At 69.0% G+C, this 18,734-nt stretch carries 20 protein-coding genes; 6 read left to right on the top strand and 14 right to left on the bottom strand.

Annotated features, from left to right (window positions below):
* Positions 1-11 precede the first annotated feature (11 nt).
* Both ACFYSC_RS16345 and ACFYSC_RS16340 read left to right on the top strand, forming a co-directional pair.
* Positions 12-800 carry an ABC transporter ATP-binding protein gene (locus tag ACFYSC_RS16345; protein ID WP_389961735.1) on the top strand — a complete coding sequence of 263 codons (789 nt, stop codon included), beginning with the start codon at positions 12-14 and terminating at the stop codon, positions 798-800.
* A complete protein-coding gene (locus ACFYSC_RS16340; protein ID WP_389961733.1) occupies positions 797-2,122 on the top strand; it encodes an FtsX-like permease family protein in 1,326 nt (441 codons plus the stop codon). Before ACFYSC_RS16345 ends, ACFYSC_RS16340 begins: the two co-directional genes overlap by 4 nt.
* Positions 2,123-2,204: 82 nt before the next feature.
* On the opposite strand, the gene ACFYSC_RS16335 is transcribed toward ACFYSC_RS16340, so the two are convergent.
* Both ACFYSC_RS16335 and ACFYSC_RS16330 read right to left on the bottom strand, forming a co-directional pair.
* On the bottom strand, positions 2,205-3,116 hold the full coding sequence (locus ACFYSC_RS16335) for an RNA polymerase sigma-70 factor (protein ID WP_389961731.1): 912 nt from the start codon (positions 3,114-3,116) through the stop codon (positions 2,205-2,207).
* 113 nt (positions 3,117-3,229) lie between these two features.
* Positions 3,230-4,081 carry an SDR family NAD(P)-dependent oxidoreductase gene (locus ACFYSC_RS16330; RefSeq protein WP_389961729.1) on the bottom strand — a complete coding sequence of 284 codons (852 nt, stop codon included), beginning with the start codon at positions 4,079-4,081 and terminating at the stop codon, positions 3,230-3,232.
* 321 nt (positions 4,082-4,402) lie between these two features.
* Here ACFYSC_RS16330 and ACFYSC_RS16325 point away from each other — a divergent pair, with 321 nt between their 5' ends.
* Positions 4,403-4,831 (top strand): DUF6463 family protein, encoded by a 429-nt coding sequence (locus ACFYSC_RS16325; protein ID WP_389961727.1) that lies wholly within the window; start codon positions 4,403-4,405, stop codon positions 4,829-4,831.
* Positions 4,832-4,993: 162 nt separating this feature from the next.
* On the opposite strand, the gene sigJ is transcribed toward ACFYSC_RS16325, so the two are convergent.
* Entirely contained in the window at positions 4,994-5,935 is a 942-nt protein-coding gene (gene sigJ / locus ACFYSC_RS16320) for an RNA polymerase sigma factor SigJ (protein WP_389961725.1), read from the bottom strand.
* Positions 5,936-6,048: 113 nt separating this feature from the next.
* Between sigJ and ACFYSC_RS16315 the strand changes: the two genes are divergently transcribed.
* Positions 6,049-6,411, top strand: coding sequence for a hypothetical protein (locus ACFYSC_RS16315; protein ID WP_389961724.1), 363 nt, complete (start codon positions 6,049-6,051; stop codon positions 6,409-6,411).
* Between the two features lie 35 nt (positions 6,412-6,446).
* On the opposite strand, the gene ACFYSC_RS16310 is transcribed toward ACFYSC_RS16315, so the two are convergent.
* From ACFYSC_RS16310 to ACFYSC_RS16295, 4 genes are all read right to left on the bottom strand, one after another.
* Positions 6,447-7,241 carry an ArsR/SmtB family transcription factor gene (locus ACFYSC_RS16310; protein WP_389961722.1) on the bottom strand — a complete coding sequence of 265 codons (795 nt, stop codon included), beginning with the start codon at positions 7,239-7,241 and terminating at the stop codon, positions 6,447-6,449.
* Between the two features lie 238 nt (positions 7,242-7,479).
* Positions 7,480-7,608: a hypothetical protein gene (locus ACFYSC_RS16305; protein ID WP_389961721.1), complete on the bottom strand. Its 129-nt coding sequence runs from the start codon at positions 7,606-7,608 to the stop codon at positions 7,480-7,482.
* Positions 7,601-8,539, bottom strand: a complete 939-nt coding sequence (locus ACFYSC_RS16300) for an SMP-30/gluconolactonase/LRE family protein (protein ID WP_389961719.1) — start codon at positions 8,537-8,539, stop codon at positions 7,601-7,603. The genes ACFYSC_RS16305 and ACFYSC_RS16300 overlap by 8 nt, the downstream gene beginning before the upstream one ends.
* A gap of 71 nt (positions 8,540-8,610) precedes the next feature.
* Positions 8,611-9,492, bottom strand: coding sequence for a helix-turn-helix domain-containing protein (locus ACFYSC_RS16295; protein WP_389961717.1), 882 nt, complete (start codon positions 9,490-9,492; stop codon positions 8,611-8,613).
* A 269-nt stretch (positions 9,493-9,761) separates the two neighbouring features.
* Here ACFYSC_RS16295 and ACFYSC_RS16290 point away from each other — a divergent pair, with 269 nt between their 5' ends.
* Positions 9,762-10,298, top strand: a complete 537-nt coding sequence (locus tag ACFYSC_RS16290; RefSeq protein WP_389961715.1) for a hypothetical protein — start codon at positions 9,762-9,764, stop codon at positions 10,296-10,298.
* Between the two features lie 635 nt (positions 10,299-10,933).
* Here the strand turns inward: ACFYSC_RS16290 and ACFYSC_RS16285 are convergent.
* Complete coding sequence (locus ACFYSC_RS16285) at positions 10,934-11,461, bottom strand: cupin domain-containing protein (protein WP_389961713.1); 528 nt, start codon at positions 11,459-11,461, stop codon at positions 10,934-10,936.
* Between the two features lie 112 nt (positions 11,462-11,573).
* On the opposite strand from ACFYSC_RS16285, the gene ACFYSC_RS16280 reads away from it, so the two are divergent.
* The gene (locus ACFYSC_RS16280) at positions 11,574-12,218 is read left to right on the top strand and encodes a TetR/AcrR family transcriptional regulator (protein ID WP_389961711.1); all 645 of its coding nucleotides are present in this window, start codon (positions 11,574-11,576) and stop codon (positions 12,216-12,218) included.
* Between the two features lie 543 nt (positions 12,219-12,761).
* Here the strand turns inward: ACFYSC_RS16280 and ACFYSC_RS16275 are convergent.
* The 6 genes from ACFYSC_RS16275 to ACFYSC_RS16250 form a co-directional block, all read right to left on the bottom strand.
* Positions 12,762-13,367 (bottom strand): hypothetical protein, encoded by a 606-nt coding sequence (locus ACFYSC_RS16275; RefSeq protein ID WP_389961709.1) that lies wholly within the window; start codon positions 13,365-13,367, stop codon positions 12,762-12,764.
* Positions 13,368-14,344: 977 nt separating this feature from the next.
* On the bottom strand, positions 14,345-15,007 hold the full coding sequence (locus ACFYSC_RS16270) for a M15 family metallopeptidase (protein ID WP_389961707.1): 663 nt from the start codon (positions 15,005-15,007) through the stop codon (positions 14,345-14,347).
* A 161-nt stretch (positions 15,008-15,168) separates the two neighbouring features.
* Positions 15,169-16,374, bottom strand: a complete 1,206-nt coding sequence (locus tag ACFYSC_RS16265) for an ABC transporter permease (protein WP_389961705.1) — start codon at positions 16,372-16,374, stop codon at positions 15,169-15,171.
* Entirely contained in the window at positions 16,371-17,060 is a 690-nt protein-coding gene (locus ACFYSC_RS16260; protein ID WP_389961703.1) for an ABC transporter ATP-binding protein, read from the bottom strand. The genes ACFYSC_RS16265 and ACFYSC_RS16260 overlap by 4 nt, the downstream gene beginning before the upstream one ends.
* Entirely contained in the window at positions 17,057-18,172 is a 1,116-nt protein-coding gene (locus tag ACFYSC_RS16255; protein ID WP_389961701.1) for an efflux RND transporter periplasmic adaptor subunit, read from the bottom strand. Before ACFYSC_RS16255 ends, ACFYSC_RS16260 begins: the two co-directional genes overlap by 4 nt.
* Positions 18,169-18,669 carry a hypothetical protein gene (locus ACFYSC_RS16250; protein ID WP_389961699.1) on the bottom strand — a complete coding sequence of 167 codons (501 nt, stop codon included), beginning with the start codon at positions 18,667-18,669 and terminating at the stop codon, positions 18,169-18,171. Before ACFYSC_RS16250 ends, ACFYSC_RS16255 begins: the two co-directional genes overlap by 4 nt.
* Positions 18,670-18,734: the final 65 nt, after the last annotated feature.

Here is an 18,734-nt window from a genome sequence, read left to right as displayed (position 1 = left end):
CAGGGGGCTCCATGACTCCGTACGCCACCGCCGCGTCCACGCCGCCCATACTGCGCATCCGCGCGCTCAGCTGCGAATATCCAGGGGAGGCCGGCCCCGTCCACGCCCTGCGCTCCGTCGACCTCGACGTCGCCCGGTCGTCCTTCCTGGCGATCATGGGGCCGTCGGGATCCGGTAAGACCACCCTCCTGCACTGCGCCGCCGGATTGCAGAATCCGACGTCGGGCTCCGTCGAGCTCGACGGCCAGGACCTTCGCGGGCTCGACCAGGCACAGCTCGCGCGGTTGCGCCGGCGCCGCATCGGATTCGTCTTCCAGTCGTTCAACCTTCTGCCCGCGCTCTCGGCCGTCGACAACATCGAACTCCCCCTGCGCCTCGACTCCCGGAAGACCGAATCCGCGCGCACGACTCGGCTGCTCACCCGCGTGGGGCTCGGCAACCGGGGCGGCCACCGCCCGCATCAGCTGTCGGGCGGCCAGAGGCAACGCGTCGCGGTCGCGCGAGCGTTGATCGCCGATCCCGACATCGTCTTCGCCGACGAGCCCACAGGCGCCCTCGACATCCGCAGCGCCAGGGAGGTCCTGCGACTGATGCGTGAACTCGCGGACCACGGCCAAACGATCATCATGGTCACACACGATCCGGTCGCCGCCTCCTACTCCGACGCCGTCCTCTTCCTCGCCGACGGCCGGATCGTCGACCACCTCCCGCGTCCCACCGCGCAGCAGGTCGCCGGCAGAATGGCCGTCCTGGTCGAGTCGGCGGAACAGGCCGTCCACGACGCGGCGGCGCACCGGTGATCAGGATCGCCGCGCGCTCTCTCGCGCATCACCGCACCTCCGCGGTCACCACCGGCCTGGTCGCGCTCGTCGGCACCGTCCTGGTGACGGGCATGATGTGCCTGCTCGGCACCGGGCTGGCCGCGAGCACGGTCGCCGCCGACCGCCCGTTCCTGGTGCAGTTCCCGCTCATCATGGGCGGCTGGGCGGTCTCGATCGTCCTGTTCGCCATGGTCTCGACGATCAGCGTCGCTCTCACGGGCCGCGCCGCGGAGATCGCGGGCATCCGTCTCATCGGCGCGAGCCCCCGGCAGGTGCAGCGGATGCTCGTCATCGAGACGGCGGCCGTCACGGCCATCACGGCGCTCCCGGGACTCGCCATCGGCTACCTCGTCGGCTGGATCGTCACACGGAGCATCCACTCCGCCGGACTCACCGACGCGGCCTCGGTCTTCGCACCCGGCGTGCTCCTCCCGGCCCTCGGTGTGCTCATCGTTCTGGCCGCGAGCGTACTCGCGGCATGGGTGGGCAGCCGCTCCCTCGCCCACCGCAGCCCGGTGGCCGATGCCTCCCCGCCCCCACGCCGCCGTACGGGACGGCATCCGGGACGGCGACGCCGGATCGCCGCGGCGATCACGATCGCCGCCGGTCTGACCTCATCGGCCGCGGTATTCGCCATGGATCCGGCCGACGTGCTCACCACCGCGATGACCGGGCCCGGCTGCGTGCTCGTCGCCGTCGGTCTGTGCGTCCTCGCCCCGGAGCTCATCGCCACGGCGAACACCACGCTCAACGCCCTCCGCTCAGCACACGCCGCCGCCCCCTCCCATCTGGCCGCGATCAACCTCTCCGCGGCCCCGGACCGGATGCGACCGGCCGTGACCTTCCTGACCCTCTTCGTCAGCGTCGCCGCGGGCACCCTCAGCATGCAGGGCATCGAGAACGGCGTCGGCACGGCGAACAGCACGGCCCAGGTCCTCGCCACGATCAACTACTTCGTCGTCGCCCTGATCGCGGCGTTCATGGCCATCGCCCTCACCAACAACCTCGTCGCCTCCATCACCCAGCGCCGCCCGGAGTTCGCGGTCATGTCCCTCATCGGCTCGACCGACGCCCAAACGCAGCGGATGCTCGTACGCGAGGTCGGTGCGGCCACCGCCGTCAGCGTCATCGCCGGAAGCACGGGAGCGTTCATCACCGTCCTGCCCTTCGCCATCGTCAAAACCGGTGATCCCCTGCAGGCGGCGGCGCCCCTGCCCTACGCGGTCACCATCGTGATCGGGGTCGGCGTCACCTTCGGCGTCACCTCTCTCGTCGGGAGGCGCTCCATCCGCACGGCGTGAGGTCCCGGCAGGCAGGAGTGGCGGCCCCGCCCTCCTCCGATCACACATGCCCGACGAACCGCACGGAGCACGGCGGCCCGCATCAACGCGATACCGGTCGCACAGCCGGGTCCAGGTCCTCCCGCGTCCACGGTCGCAGCTTCTCCGGGTTGCGGACGTAGTAGAGGCCGGTGATGCGGGCGTCCTCGACACGGATCGTGACGACGCCGTCGATCTCGCCGTCCACGCGGATGAGGAGCGCCGGGCCGCCGTTGACCACGATGGGCTCACCGGTGAGCGAGACCTCGTTCTTGCCGATGCCGCCGACGATGAAGCGGGCGACCTTGCCGGCGCTGACGACGGGCCGCGGCGCGGCCTGCCTGATGCCGCCGCCGTCGCTCACCAGGACGACGTCGGGGGCGAGCACGTCGAGCAGGCCCCGCAGGTCCCCGGATTCCAGCGCGTTCCGGAACGACTCCAGGACCGCCCTGGTCTCTCCGGAGGAGACCGCTTCACGAGGACGGCGGGCGTCGACGTGCCGGCGGGCGCGGTAGGCGATCTGGCGGACGGCGGCGGGGCTCTTGCCGACGGCGGCCGCGATCTCGTCGTAGCCGACGTCGAACGCCTCATGCAGCACGAAGACGGCGCGTTCTGTCGGCGACAGCGTCTCCAGCACGAGCATGAGCGCCATCGACATGCTCTCGGCGAGTTCGACGTCCTCGGCCACGTCCGGCGCGGTGAGCAGCGGCTCGGGCAGCCAGGGGCCGACATACGCCTCCTTGCGGCTCCTCATGCTGCGCAGCCGGTTGAGCGACTGCCGGGTGGTGATCCGGATCAGGTAGGCGCGCCGGTCGCGCACCCGCGCCAGGTCGGCCCTGACCCATCGCAGCCAGGTCTCCTGGAGGACGTCCTCGGCGTCGGCCGCCGAGCCGAGCATCTCGTAGGCGACGGTGAACAGCAGGTTGCGGTGGGCGAGGAAGGTCTCGGTCGCCTCGTCGGCGGCGTGGTCGCTCATGTCTCGGTCCTTCTCCTCGGTGGCCGGCCCCGGCGGCCCGGGACGTCCGGACGCGCGTCCGCGGCGGGGTCCTTCACTCGATCCGCCCCACCGCCCGGCGCGCCGGACCGGTGTCAGCGATCGCTCTGGTCGCGGTCGCCGTGAGCCTCCGCCGACAGGCCCTGCCAGTCGTCCCAGGTCCGGAGCCGGTCGGCGTAGGCCTGCTGGATCACCGGATAGAAGCCCCGGCCGAAGAGCACCCGCAGGGGCGGGTTGCCGGAGTCGACGAGCTTCAGGAGCGCCTGGGCCGCGGTGGCCGGGTCACCGGCGGGCTGCTTCCCGGTGAACGCGCCGAGACGCCGGCGCAGACCGTCGTAGGCCGGATCGGTCTCGGCCATGTGGCCGTTGGCCAGCGGGTCGGGGTTCCTGCCGTCCCTGGTGGCGAAGCCGCCGGGCTCGACGATGGTCACCTTGACGCCGAAGTCGACGACCTCGCCGGCGAGGGCCTCGTTCAGACCCTCCAGGGCCCACTTGGAGGCGTGGTACGCGCCGCCGAGCGGCATGGCGATGACCCCGGCCGCCGAGGACAGCTGGATGATGTGTCCCGAACGCTGCTCACGCAGGTACGGCAGCGCGGCCTGGACCACCCACACCGCGCCGAACAGGTTGGTCTCCATCTGGTCGCGCAGTTCCCGCTCGGTCAGCTCCTCGACCGCGCCGACCTGGGCGTAGCCCGCGTTGTTGACGATGACGTCGAGCCGGCCGAAGTGCTCCCTGGCCCGCTTCACACCCTCGAAGACGGCGGCCCTGTCGGTCACGTCCATCGCGAGCGGCAGCACCGCGTCGCCGTAGGCCGCGACCAGCTCCTCCAGGCTTGCGGGGTTCCGGGCGGTCGCGGCCACCCTGTCACCGCGGGACAGCGCGGCCTCGACGAACTCACGGCCGAGGCCGCGCGACGAACCGGTGACGAACCAGACCTTGCTCATGATGTCTTTTCCGTTCTTCGCGTGGTGCGGCGTTCCGGGACCGGCGCCGCCTTCCTGCTGTTCCACCCCCTAGGACACGCGACCCGGCGAAGACATAACACCCATTGAATGTGACCTGTGTCTCTCCTGCCTCCACGGCGCGGCCTACGGCGTCCGTGCGCGTGCGCGCGGGTCTTCCTGGAGGAACGGCCTCCGTCATCGACCGGCGGGCCTGGCTGCGGCGGTGGGCGCCGCACCCGTGCTCCGCTCCCCGGAGCGAGGGAGCCACACCCCTCCCGCGGGGGAATACGCCGGGACCGCCGCCTGGAGAGACTGGCCACCATGAGCACCGCACCCGTCACCCGCCCGTCTGAACCGTCCGCGTCCCCGAGCCTGCTCACCGTATGGGCCGGCCGGACCATGATCCTGATCGCCGCGCTGCACACCGTCGTATTCGTCCGTCTCGCCCCCTGGGGTGACTGGCTCGCCGGGAGCCTCCGCGACCGTTCCGCGGACAGCGACTCGGTGGCGACGTTCTGGGCGCTGCCCGGCGGGTTCGTCGTGGTGCTGGTCCTGCTGGGACTGCTGGTGTCACGGGCGGGCCGGCGGGGGCAGCACGTCCCCGGGTACGTCGGATGGGTGATCCTCGTCTGGGCGGCGCTGGCCGTCGGCCTGATCGGACCGAGTGGCTTCCTTTTCGCGATCATCCCCGCCGGACTGCTCATCGCGGCGGACATCACCGCCAGGCGAAGCCCCCGCAGCCGGTCCTGAACGAGTCCCACCGCCTCCCGGGACCAAGGCGTCCCCCAACGCGGGAATCGATCCGGGCTGCATGGACGGCCGGTGAGACACCGAGGTACGGCGGGCATGCGCCGAGCCCGCCCTTCCGATCCCGACATGTCCGATGAACCGCACGGAGCACGGCGGTCCGCGTCAACGCGACGCCGATCGCACCGCCGGGTCCAGACCCTCCCGCGTCCACGGTCGCAGCTTCTCCGGGTTGCGGACCACCCAGATCCGGGTGACGCGGCCGTCGGCGACGTCGAACGAGGCCACGGTCGTGACGACGCCCGCGACCCGGGCCACCAGGCCCGGCGTGCCGTTGACCGACCGCTCCAGGAGTTCGAGCCCCGGAGCCCTGCCGGCGATGGCGGCCATGTACCGGGCGATGCGCGCGCCGCCTTCGATCGGATGCGGAACGGTGCCGGCCCTGCCGCCGCCGTCGGCGGTCATCACGGCGGCCGCGTCGAGGAGGCCGACGAGGGCCGCGATGTCCTTCGTCTCCCATGCCTGCTTGACGCGCCGCACCACGTCGGCCCGCCCGGCCGCCGTCACCGGGGCGCGCGCGTCCTCCGCCCGCCGCCGGGCGGAGGACGCCAGCTGTTTGCAAGCCGAGGGGGTCCGGCCGAGGACGGCGGCGATCTCGGCGAAGGGGTAACGGAAGACGTCGTGCAGGACGAACGCCACGCGCTCGGCGGGCGTCATCGACTCCAGGACGACGAGGAAGGCCATGGTCACCGACTCGTCCAGGACCATCTGATCGGCGGGGTCGCCGGGGTTGCCGAGGCCGGCGCCGTACCCCTGCCCGGCGCGGTCGGGCAGCGGCTCGGGCAGCCACGCGCCGACATAGCGTTCACGCCGGGCCCGCGCCGAGCCGAGCGCGTCCAGGCAGACGCGGCCGGTCACCGTCGTCAGCCAGGCGCCGGGGGACACGATCTCCTCCCGCCGGCTCCGCGGCAGCGCGTACCAGCGCGCGTAGGCCTCCTGTACGGCGTCCTCGGCCTCGGCCAGCGAACCGAGCAGCCGGTAGGCGACGTTGATCAGCCGGCGCCGCTCACCGGCCGTCTCGTCGGTGCCCGTCCCGGTCGTCACCATGCTCCCGGCCGCCTTCCCGCCTTACCTTTCGCAGGCCCGCGTCGTCAGGTCGGTGAGACCTTATCGATCCACCGCCCCCGGGGGCGGAACAGGGGGCCCGTGACATGGCCGGCATGACCACCCAGGCGACGGCACGACGCCGCTTCTCGTTTCTGCGGATCGCGATCGCCCTGCAGACCCTGACCATCTTCCTGCAGGCGGTCTCCGCCGGGCTGCTGCTGACCACGCCCTACGGAGAGACCCTGCACAGCGCCGGAGCCCGCGTCATGTACGGGGCGTCGGTGCTGTACGTGCTCGCGGCGGTGCTGGCGTGGAAGCCGGGCGGCGGCTCGCCCCGGCCCGTCCTGCACGCGTCCGGCTTCCTCGTCCTCGCCTCCGCCCAGGTTCTGCTCGGCATCATGCACGTGCCGTCGGCCCATCTCCCCCTGGGCGTCCTGATGTTCGGGCTGAGCGTGCTGGCGCTGGTGCGGCGCTGAGTCCTCCAGCGGAGTCTCCGGCCCCGGCAGGGAGGTCACGCGTCGGCCGGCAGCGGTTCACCGGTCTCCAGCAGTGACTTCAGGCTCGCCACCACGTTCGGCCAGCCGTGGCTGAGCATCTCGACCATGCTCGATCCGGCCTCGAAGCCGTCGTGCACGACGGTGAGCTTCACGACCTGCCCGGAAACCTCCTCAAGCGTGAAGGTGACCTTCGAGCGGGCTTCGCCGGACAACCGGGCGAGCGTCTCCTCATCCCAGCCGAAGCGCTTGGCGAGCTCCGGGGTGACGGAGTGCCAGGTGTAGGAGAGCCGGTTGTAGGGATCGGCCTCCAGCACGACCTGCTCCGGGTCTTCGATCACCACGCCGTGGTTGTCCCAGGTCATCGGCGAGCCGGTGGACCAGTCCGTGATGAACTCCGTGGCCCAGTAGCGGCGGGTGAAGGCGGGCTCGGTCAGCGCCTGCCAGAGCTTCTGCGGGGTGGTGCGGATGTAGGTGGTGTAGACGAAGGTCGGCGCGTCCATCGGGGGCTCCTCCAGGGCGAGTTTCAGATCCGCCAGGGCTTGGACCCTGGCCCGGTCGTAACGGCTGATCCACCGGTGGGCGATCTCGTGCACGGGCGCGGCGTTGAGGTAGTGCAGCTTCTCCCGGCCCCGCCGCACGGTGGTGACGAGCCCGGCCTCCTCCAGTACCGCGAGGTGCTTGCTGACGGACTGTCTGGCCATGTCGAGCCCGGCGCACAGCTCGCGCAGCGTCTGCCCGTTGCGGGCGTTGAGCGAGTCGAGCAGCGCGCGCCGGCTCGGATCGGCCAGTGCCTTGAACACCTCGTCCATGCCCGCCCTCGTATCCGGGTCGCCGTCCGCCGATATGCAGCCTTTCGGCTGCCTATAAATTAGGCAGCCATATGGTTGCCTGTCAAGGCGGGTGACCACGATGGGCGGGCGCGCTCAAGGACATGGGCGCCTTCGCCGGTCCCGCCGTCCCGCCGCGAACGGCGGGACGGCACGGACGGCACGGACGGCACGGACGGCACGGACGGCACGGACGGCACGGACGGCACGGACGGCACGGTCAGTGGCGGCTGAAGGGTGCCCACTCCCTGATCGGCAGGTCCGGGAAGAAGTCCCTGGTAGGCGTGATCGGGCCGTGGGTCTCCTCGACGCGGGTGACGGTGACGTCGCCGAGCTTGATCTCATGCATGGGGCGCTCCGATGGTGGCCAGGATCAGGTTGGGGTCGGTGCCGGTGAGGTAGGCGGCGCTGAGCACGTAGAGGGTCCGGCCGCGCACCGCCACCGAGGTGGGGTTCTGGAGTCCGGCGGTGAGAAGGGTCACGGCACGGCCGTCCGTGTCGATGCGCACCACCTTGTTCGGGGCGTTGAGGGCCGCGATGACCTGGTCGTCCCCGTCGCGGGTGAAGGCGATGTCATCGATGCCGACCAGGCCGGTGGCCTTGACCTGGACGGGTCCGGGGCGGCCCTGTCCGATCGGAATCCTGAGCAGGGTGCCCTGGTCGAGATTGGTGGCCCAGACCGCGCCGTGCCGTACCTTGATGCCATTGGCGCCGAGGAATCCGGCCGCGGCGAGCTCCGGTGCCGACGACCAGGTCCGGGCGGGGCCGCCGTGCAGGGGCACCGTGGAGATGGAGCCGAGGACCGAGTCGGTGAGGTAGAAGGTCTCCGCCGGTTCGTCGTAGGCCAGGCCGTTGGGCAGGCCGTTCGCCGGGAGCGCGGCGATGCGCTGCGGTCCCCCGCCGGGGCGCAGCCGGTAAAGGCCGGTGGTCGCGGCGTCGCCGCTGGCGTACAGGAAATAGAGCGTGCCGTCGGCGGTGCGGACGATGCCGGTGGTCAGGGCGAACCCGAGGGCCGGTGCGCCGCCGTCAGCCGGGGCGGGGAGGGTCGCCAGGATCCGGACCGTGCCTTTCGGGCTGATCGCGGCGACCTGGCGGGCGGCGGCGAAGGTGACATAGGCCGTGCCGTCCGGGGAGAGGGCGATGTTCTCCGGCTGCCGGCCCTTCGTCACGTCGAAGTGCACCGCTATCCGGGACGTCGCCGCGTCCGAAGGGGATGACGGGGATACGGTCGTCAGGCCGATTCCGGCGGCGATCACGAGGGCGAGCAATCTGGTGCGCATACCTGGTCCTGTCTGAATGAGGGCGTGCGACATCGGGCGCTCCGGTCGAAGCGCCTGGGGAACGTGCGGGGTCAGCTGGTGATTCGGGTGCGCCGGGACGACCGACCCGTCAGGGCGCTGTGGACGAGCAGCGTCATCGCGGAGTGCGAGGGCGAGCCGGGTTCGGTGGTGGCGACGACCACCGTCTGGTCATCGGTGGTCCGAAGGGTCTGCTGGGTCACTCGCATGGCGCCCACCAGCGGGTGCCGCATCTCGTAGACCGTGTCGCCTCCGGTCTTGACGCGGTGGTCGGCCCACATCGTGACGAACTCCGCGCTCTTGACCGTCAGCTCTCCGACCAGCGAAGCCAGCAGTGGGTCGTCCGGATGACGGCCGGAGGCCATGCGCAGGGTCGCCACGACGCCCCGTGCCTTCGCGGGCCAGTCGGTGTACAGGTCGCGGGTGTGCGCGTCCAGGAACACCAGGCGAGCCATGTTGGGCCGCTGCCGGGGTGTCTCCGGACCCTCCGGGGCCAGATGGCCGGCGTACAGGGCATGGCCCGGCGTGTTCCACGCCAGCACGTCACCGCTCCGGCCGAGCACCAGCACGGGCACGTCACCGAGCACCGCGACCAGTTGACGTGTCGCGGGGCTGACCCGTTCGGCCGCGGCACGGCGTACGGTGCCCCGGCGGCGGCCACCGGCGGCCAGTTCATGCAGGTGCAGGCGCTCCGCGTCGTCCAGGCGCAGGGCTCGGGCCAGCGCGTCGAGTACGTCGGGCGAGGCGTTGGACGCCTGGCCCTGCTCCAGCCGTGAGTAGTACGACGCGCTCACGCCCGCCAGCAGTGCCAGTTCCTCCCGACGCAGCCCGGGGACCCGGCGCCGGTCACCGTAGGTGGCCACCCCCACGTCCTCGGGTCGCAGCTGAGAGCGCCTTGTCTGAAGGAACGCCCCGAGCTGTCGTCTGCTGTTCATGGCTCACAGTATTCGCGACCGGTTCGCGGGCCAGCCACACTCTGCCAGGGATAGGCACGGTAGGAGCAGGCTCATCTCGTCGACATGCAGCCCTTCGGCTGCCTTGCCCCGCCTCGTCGAGCACGCAGCGCACGCGCGCCCACGGGTCAGCAGAGGAATCCCTGGACCGGACCCGGCGGCTCGGCCACGATGAGGACATGACCGGAAGGGGATCGGCGCGGCCGTCGGCAGCGGGCGGAGGAGCAGGCTCGCGACTGAACTGGACGGCGGTGAGCGCTCTGGCGGGTGCGATCGCCACCGTGATCGCACTGGTCGCCTACCTGATGCCGCCGGCCCCGACTCCGCAGCCCCAGCCCGGCACGGTGGTTCCCACTCCGGTCCCGCAGTCATCGTCACCGGATCCGGTCACCGCCCGGCATGAACCGCCGGCCTCGAGGTCATCGCCCGAGTCCAGCGCGCCCCAGCCACCGCGCCCCACGCGGGCGGCCCCGGTCTCCACCCCGCTGCTGCCGGCGGCCCGGCCCGGCGGCTGCGACGAGGCGGCGACGGCGCTGACCGCGTACAGCCGCAACGCCGGGACCGTCCGCAGCAGCCAGGCGGCCGCGGCCCAGCAGACGTACCGCGACCTGATGGGCGCGGCCCTCGACGCGCAGGGGGTGGTGGGGGCGAAGATCAGTCGGCTGGCCGCCGAGTTCCAGGAGCTGAACTTCCGCCTGACCGGCATGACCGGCGGCGACCCCGACCAGGTGATCGCGGATATCAACACGGACGTCGCGGAGCTCGACAGGCTGTGCGGATCCACCTGACCTGACGACACGTCACCACCCGGACCGATAATCGAAATCCAGGGGAGGAGACAATTCCCGACCCGAACTTCTTCGTGTCGTGAGGGTGGTGGAGCCCAGGAGATCCGAACTCCTGACATCCTGCCTGCAAAGGCGCATGCCATTCTTGCCCGACCTGCGAATGCACAGCTCACGGCACTGGCCGTATTCCCTGCGACTTCCCGATGTTCCCCGCGGTATTCTCACTGAGACGGTCTCCGGAATTGCGCCGCGCCTCACCGCATGGGTACGGCTTGCCGTAGGCGATCGGGCACGATGCCGGGGATGCTGGACAGCACCGGAGACCGTCACCACCCTTTGCCCCAGGGAGATAGGGCGACCCAGAAACCTGTGGATTAAAAGTAGTCGATTCGATCAAGGACAGAGGCCTTGACCTTTGAGAATGGTGTCTTTGGGCGTCCGTCGAGTTCCGCTGTCATTCGCTCTCTTGGCTGTACTCGTGGCTGTACGGCCAAGAATTCTGAGCCGCTGCCTGTCAATCGACTCGCACGGCGAACGGACCGAGGCCGTCGGTCGGCCGATAGCCCTCACGTTGGTAGAACCGGACTGCCTCCGGTTGCGCCGTGCCGGTGGCCGTCGCCGGTCGCCCGGTGGGGTCAGCTCGCGAGACCACCCTGATGCCCGGTCAGAAATTCTTCGGGGATCATCTCGTCGGCGGCCAGCGGCGGCCTGAGCACCGTCTGACCGGTGGCCGCGGCAGCCGCCGCCATATCAGCCGGCGTGATCTGCCAGCCGTACGGCTTGGGACGAGACAGGTCCCAACCGGCCGCCCGGAAGAAGTTCTCGGTTCCGGCCGGTGTGCACACGGCGAGCATGTCGACGACCTCGGACGTGAACCGGTACGCGTGAGGGAGCCTGCGCGGCAGGAATGCGACCCCACCTTCGGAAAGCTCGAAGCGCTTGTCGCCGACCCAGAAGATGCCGCTGCCGCTCAGAAGCACGATCACCTCGTCCTCGTCGGCGTGGACATGCACCGGCGACGCCGATCCTCCCGCCGCGTCGGACCGAATCATCGCCAACTGGCCGTCGGTCTTCGCGCCGTCGAGCAGTATGCGCATGACGCCACCGCCGAGCCACTCCAACTGCTCGTGGTCGGCGGCTCGCGCCACATACGGCAGGCTCATCTCAACCTCATCACTCGGCATCACTCGGCGCCGGGCTGGCGCCGATGTGACGCTATTGAATAGAGGATCCTCTAGTCAAGTTAGTGCACTGCGGATATAAGGTCTGAACATCATGGGAGGTCGATATCACTCACCGCGGCGCGAGGACGCTGCCGCTGAGACACGCGCGGCGATCCTGGCGTGCGCCCGCGAGCTGTTCCTCGAACGCGGCTACGGCGCCACCACGGTGCCCGAGATCGCCCGCGCCGCACAGGTGGCCACGCAGACGGTCTACACGAGCGCCGGCGGCAAGGCGGCGATGTTCGCGGAGCTGCTGCGACCGGCCATCAACGACCCGGCAGCCGCGGCCGCCGGCACCGCGGCGCGGTCGGCCGACGATCCGGTACAGGTGCTGACCCTGTGCGCGCGGGCCGCCCGCCACGGTCAGGAACGATACTGGGACCTCATCTACAAGCTGATGCGATATCCGCCTGACGAGGCGCTGGCCCAGCAGGCGATCGCCAACATCACGGCCAAATGCCTGGAGGCGCTCACCGCGATCGCGCGCCGGCTGTGGGAACTCAACGGCCTCCGGCCTGAGATCACCGTTACCGACGCGGTGGACGTGCTGTGGTTCCACTTCGGCCAGAACGCCTGGTGCAGTCTGGTCGGCGACCGCGGCTGGACCTTCGATCGAGCCGAACGATGGCTGCTGCGCGCGGCCGGCCATGAACTGCTGACCGAGTCGCACGTGGCGATGCTGGACGGTCCTGCGTAGGCACCGTCACCCGACCATCCCGCTCCGTCATCGCAGCCGGGTCGGCGGGTGTCAATCGTCACTGTCTCGGCGCCCACGCCCGGACCCTCAATCGAGCTCGCCGGGGCTCAAGTCCGCGCTCGGGGAACTTCCGTTGCCCTCTGACACGCACTGATCGTACAGATCTTGCTCAGGACTCAAGACCCAGCGGCGAGACCCCGGTTCATGGGGTGGATCATCCCAGCGGGAGATGAGGTGAGCCCGATGCGCGTCCCGTGGGAGCAGCCACACATAGGCGAGATGATCAGGGCGGGAGCACATGACAGCCACTGTCGCCGTGGCTGTACTTTGCTGCTGTACAAGATCAAAAAGGCCACTTCCTGATCTTGGGAAATGGCCTCTGATGTGGGGTGGAGCCCAGAAGATTCGAACTCCTGACATCCTGCTTGCAAAGCACCTCGGGTGGGGGCGGGGCCATGGCGAATACCCGCTCCCACCTGCGCATATGGTCCACGGCGATCCGTGGTCGTCCGGCATCGTCCGTGGTCGTCGTCACTCAGCTGGTCACCCAGGGCTGGCGCTCTCGGCGCGCTCTTTCGGCTCCTCCGCCCAGACGTTCCGGCCGTTGGTCCACAGCTCGGAGGCGTGGTAGCCGAACCGGTCGAACAAGCCGTCATCCTGGTAGCGGCGCAGGTGCAGCATCGGCGAATCATGCCCGACCAGCTTCGCCAGGTGCGGCATCACCAGCATCTCGGAATCGAACCGGAAGACGCTCATGGCGATGTGCTCGTCACTGAACCTCGCCTCGATGCCGGGCACCCTGCGAACCTGCTCGATCTCGGACAGGGTGATCCGGATACGAGTGGAGACGGTCAGCGGGACGTTCTCCACCTCCTCACGGCGACGGGTGACCTCACTGTCCGGGTCACCGACCAGGAAGCGGACCTTGCAGCCCTGCTCGGCCTTGCGCTTGAGGATCTTGGCGAGGTTGGGGTGTTCCAGCCACAGGAAGTAATTGGTGTACCCGGCGAACACGATCTCGTTGCGGGCCGACGTGATCAGACCACGCCAGACGGACTTGGGGCAGGCCGACCGGTAAGGGTAGACGGTCAAGATCTCCCTGTCGGGACCGGTCTTCACGGTGTTGCGGATCGCCTCTGGCCACAGCACTGCCGAATCAACTCCCAAGATCTCAGCGGCGGCCCACTGGTGTCGGAGATGCGGGATGCGTGTCTCGTCCTGCAACCAGCGTGCCACAGTCTTGACGTCCACCCCGCAATGATCCGCGAGGCGCTGGTCGTTCACTTTTGCGTCCAGCATTGCGCGGCGCAAAGCGACATTAGCCACTGTTCACCTCATGGAATCGAGGACGTCAGGGACGTTTTCGACTCTAATATTGAAGCGTCCTAGACGTCTCTGGAATGAGGTGGGTACGTCACTCCCGCCGAATGACTTTTAATCCATGTCGGCTCCCGTGATTCTGGAAGATCTTCAGGCGGCCTTCCCCGGCTGGTGCATCTGGCGAAGTTTCGAAGGCCGATTGTGGGCTACCCGGAATGGCCGGCACCTCACGGATGAAGAGGTAAGCCGCGGTCTCTGTCAGACGATCGATGCCGACAACGTTCCCGAACTCGCTCAGCAGCTCCGTGGCCAGGAGGGTTTGGAGCCATGAACGCAATGCCCGTGGGCACACCCGTCGGCGTTGGAGGCGGCTCAGCTGCGAGTTCCCGGCGGGCGATTCCCTGGTGACCACCGTGCTCAGTGACGCCCTGGTGGTGATGGAGCCCCGGCGTTCCCCCGCGGGATCCATCGGCGTCACTGCTGACGGTGCGGCGGCGCGGTCTCTTCCCCGTGCCCGCGCCGCCGCACCCGTCTCGCGACGCCGTGATCAGGTCAGCCATGTCGCAGGCGGGATGATCAGGCTTCCAGCTCAGTAACCTGCGGCCCTGGCACTCCGCACGGTGATCACCCCTGATTCGGAATCCCTCGCTGGAAGCACATCTTCGCGTCCTGTGATCGTGATGTTGACCGGAGGCCTTGCCGTCACGCCGGCCTTTCGGGGTCACCACTGACCTCGTCCTCAATGAGCCCTCCGGCGGCTTGGGCACGAGCCGGTTGGGAGCCTGTCCCCGGACAGCGCGGCCGGGCTATCCGTTGCTCGCGTCGGAGCGCATCTCGGGGCAGACACCTCGGGGCGTCGTGGCGAGTTCGAAGTGCCACATCTCATTCGCGTAGATCTGACATAGCCCGTAGTCGGTCCCGTGCTGGCTGAGCCAGCTGTCCGCGTCGGTCGGACCGATGTCCACCGCATCGCCGGTGACGTGGTGCGACTGTTCGGGGGTGCCGACGTAACGGCGGGCCTCGCGCTCGCTGCCGTATTCGACGACTGCTTCGTCGAACAACCGCTGCTGGTACACCTTGCTCCGCCAGCCGGCCGTCAGGAACATGTCGATGCCGTCGTCGGCCGCGTCATCCGCCGCCTGCCGTACGGCGTGCAGGAGCTTCGGGTTCAAGCTTGCGATCGCGGGCTGCCCGGTGTCGTGGGGGGAAAGGCGCCCGCCGTCCGGAATGACTTCGTCTTTGAGGCCGACGGTATGGTCGGTGCTCCCCCGCGGGACGGAAGTACCTGAGCTGTCCGAGGGTGAAGCGGTGTCCGCCCATCGGGTACCGAAGACGAATGCCGCCGAACCGAGACCGATGATGACGGTGATCGCCGATACGGCGATGAGCATGCGCTTGAGCCGCTTCCCACGCGCGACGGCGGGGTTCCGGCGGATCAGGGTGGGGCGTGTACCGAATTCCTCATCCATGAGAGATCCCATTTCTGATCGGCGTCGGGGGCGGATACCTGCGTTCGGCGGACCGAATCGCATGGCGATGAAATTCGCTTGACCCTGGAAACGGAGGGACGCGATGCGTCCACTCCATTTCTCCGCATTTCGGTTGGAGCGGGTTCCTGCCGATGGTGCGATCAACCGTTCAGGGCGACCGTTGGAGGCGTCTTCGACGCCCGGATCGCCGGGTAGAGGCCGGCGACTGCTCCGATCAGCATGGTCGCGCCGATGCCACCGGCGAACACGACGGGAGGCACCGAGATGGGCCAGCCGTTCGTCACGGCGAACACCGCGATGACTCCGAACCCGATGGCCGTCCCGGCAAGCCCGCCGAGCGTGGACAGCAGGAGGGCTTCGGCAAGGAACTGGGTCCGAATGTGTCCTTGGGTGGCGCCGAGAGCACGCCGCAGCCCGATCTCCTTGCGACGTTCGAGGACGGAGATCACCATTGTGTTGGCGACGCCGATCCCTCCGACGAGCAGCGCGACGGAGCCCAGCCCGATCAGAAGGCCGGTGAATGCGAGGTCCGCGGCGTTCTTCGCCGCCAGAGCGTCGGAGGGCCGCGAAACGCTCACACCCTCGGGATTCTCCGGGTTCACGGTGCGAGGCAGGAGCTTGCGCACTGTTTCCACCTCCGCGTCGGCCGAGCGCTCGAAAATGGTGGTCGGTTTGCCGTCCCAGTCGAACCGCGCGGCGGCGAACGCCTCACCGATGAACGCGGAGGTGTCCAGTTCCGGGACGAGAGGCAGGGCGTCGAGTATCCCGATGACCGTGAACCGGGTGTCGCCGAGCCAGATCTGGCTTCCCGGACTCACGATGCCGAGCCGATCGGCGGAGATGCTGCCGAGCACGACGGTGGGGTAGTTCGCGGTCGCCTTGGTGAGCCATGCTCCTTGGCGGAGCGTACCGTCGAGGAGGCCGAGGAGATGCGGGTCGGCGGCCTGCACGACGAGGCCACTGGACTTGTCCGCGTCGATGAGCCGGCTCCTGTACACCTTGACGTCCGGCAACGTCGCGATCGCTCCGGCGATCGAGACCCCTCGGATCAGCCTGACCTTACCGGTGGATTCGGCGGGCAGAGTGGTGTCCTGGCCCGTGAGCGACGTACCCGGCTGGACGGTGAGCAGGTTCGTGCCCAGCGACGCCAGCTGGGCGTCCAGCTTCGCCCGGCTCGAGGTGGAGATGCCCACGACGGCGATCATCGCTGCGATGCCGATCGCGATGCCGAGCGCGGAGAGGACGACCCGGGTGGGCCGTGATCTCAGCCCCGATACGCCCAACCGGTAGACATCGGAGCGGAGCAGGCGCGACCGGCGTATCTCGGTCTGGTTGCCACGACTCATGCCGAAGCTTCCTGATCGTCATCGACGACGCGACCGTCGCGGATGGTGATTCGTCTCGGAACCTGTTCGGCGAGCTGCACATCGTGCGTGATCACGAGGATGGTGGTGCCCATGGCGTTGAGCTCGTGGAGCAACTCCATCACGCTCGCGCCGGAGCGCTGGTCGAGGTTGCCAGTGGGCTCGTCCGCCAGCAGCAGCGTCGGATCGGACACCGTCGCCCGGGCGATGGCGACGCGCTGCCGTTCGCCGCCGGACATCTGGTGGGGCTTGTGGTCGAGGCGGTGTGCCAGGCCGACGCGAGTAAGGCTCGCCGCCGCCCGGCGCCGCCGCTCGGCGCGGGATGTTCCCGTGTAGATGAGACCGTCCGCGACGTTGTCGAGCGCGCTGACCCCGTCCGTGAGATGGAACTGCTGGAAGACGAACCCGATTCGGTACGCGCGCAGCGCCGAGAGTGCCGCGTCGCTCATCGTGTCGACGTCATGGCCGTCGATGGTCGTACGTCCACTCGTGGGCCGGTCGAGGGTACCGATGATGTTGAGCAGGCTCGACTTGCCCGAGCCGCTGGGGCCGACGATGGCGGCGAATTCGCCGCGAGTGACCGACAACGACACATGGTCGACCGCTCGCACCGGTGGACTGCCGTGATCGCGGACCACCTGATCGAGTTCGATGACGGAATCACTCATAGGGTCGGGACCACGACTTTCTGCCCCGCGTCGAGTCCGTTGCCGGTCACTTCCACGGAGCCGCCGGCGAACAGTCCGGTCTTCACCGCGACCGCCTGGGTCGTCACGGCGTCGCGAACCACCTCGACGCCGTACCCGCCGTCAGGCAGGGCGATGAGAGCGGCGACGGGCACGGTCAAGACGTCTTTGCGACTGGCGGTGGGGAAATCGATCGACACCGAGACCTCTTGGAGGGAACCGGCGGCGGCAGGACGGTCGAGGGTGATGTCCACCGGGACGATGATCTTCTTGTCGCTGCCGTCTTCCCGTTGCCTGGGAGCGCCGACTTTGGAGACGGTGCCGGTCGTCGCCTTGCCGCCGGGCAGGTTCACGGTCACCTTGCCGCGCACCTTGGCGACGGCCCGGTTCGCCGCCTTGAGCTCGGCAGTAACGATCTTTGTGAGCCCCGACAGTTTCGCCACAGCGGTACCCGCTGCGACCTGGTCGCCGAGGTGCACCACGGTCTCCGCGACACGCACTTCGCGTGGGGCGAAGAGGATCTGCCCGTGCTTGATCGACCCGGTCTCCTTCATGCCGATGGCATCCTGCCAGCGCAGGATCGCGACCTTCGTGTACCAGTCGAAATGGGCGTCGGGCCTCCCGGCGAAGTGGCCCAGGGTTTTGAGGTTCCGCTCCAGTTGCCGCACATCCGGCCCGTTGCTCATGCCGCTCTCAAAGGACCGCCACGCGGGAAGCCTGCCGCGCAGCAACACCACTGGCTGGTTGTCGATCGAGTGCAGCACACCGCCGGGCTTCACCTTGCCGCCTTCCCGCGGTAGGCGGGTGATGGTGCCGGCGCGGCCGGCGACGAGCCGACCCGACGCGCCGTAGCTCAGCGATCCGGGCGAGGTAATGGTCTCTCGAAGCGTCCTCCGTTCCACGACAGCGGTGTTCGCCACGTGTTTCCGCTCGATCTCCTCGGCAGCGCCGCCCCCGGACCGGCTCACCGTCAAGGTCGCGACCGCGCCGACGGCGATGGCGGCGAGGGATGCGATCACCGGCAGCCACGTGCGGCCATGTCCCCGCGGCGCAGGCCCATCTCCTGACTTTCCGGAGGAATGCTCGGACGTCATTCGCCGTAGCACTCCTTCAAGCCGTCCTGCGAGACGCCATCAGGCACCTCGACCTGGGCGGCCTCCCCGGGGGCAGGATCTTTGACGTTGTACCCGTGGTCGCGGAGGCACTGGAGGGTCTTGAGCTCCTTCTCCTTTGCTTCTTCGTCGGACATGGCGGGCTGGTCGTCAGCGGCCGTCGGCGGCTTGCCGATCTTCTTGATACAGGCTTCCCTCGCTACCTCGTACGCGTCCTGCCGGTCACCGAAGTCGATTTTTCCGGCCTCCTTCGGAAGCTCGAAGCCCTTGTCGCTCAGGCACGACCGAAACTTGGCCTCCCATTCGGTGTACTTCTGGTCGGCCGTACCGGCGGAATCGGAATCAGACGCGGCACCCGACGAGTTGTTCGGCGTGCCGCTCGACTCGTCGGCGTTACCGCAACCGGCCAGCAGGCCCGCGAGGCAGGCGAAGGCCGCGAGTGCGACGCGAGTACGAGGTAGGTGAAGTGTGCTCGGCATGGTCTTCTTTCGTTGCCATGGTCGACCTGCGATCGGAACGAGTGGTGGGCAGAGCACATGGAAAG

It is taken from the genome of Streptosporangium sp. NPDC004379 (assembly GCF_042873875.1).
Classification (GTDB): Bacteria; Actinomycetota; Actinomycetes; order Streptosporangiales; family Streptosporangiaceae; genus Streptosporangium.
Note: the sequence above shows the minus strand (reverse complement) of the source record. Positions and strands in the feature narration are given on the sequence as shown.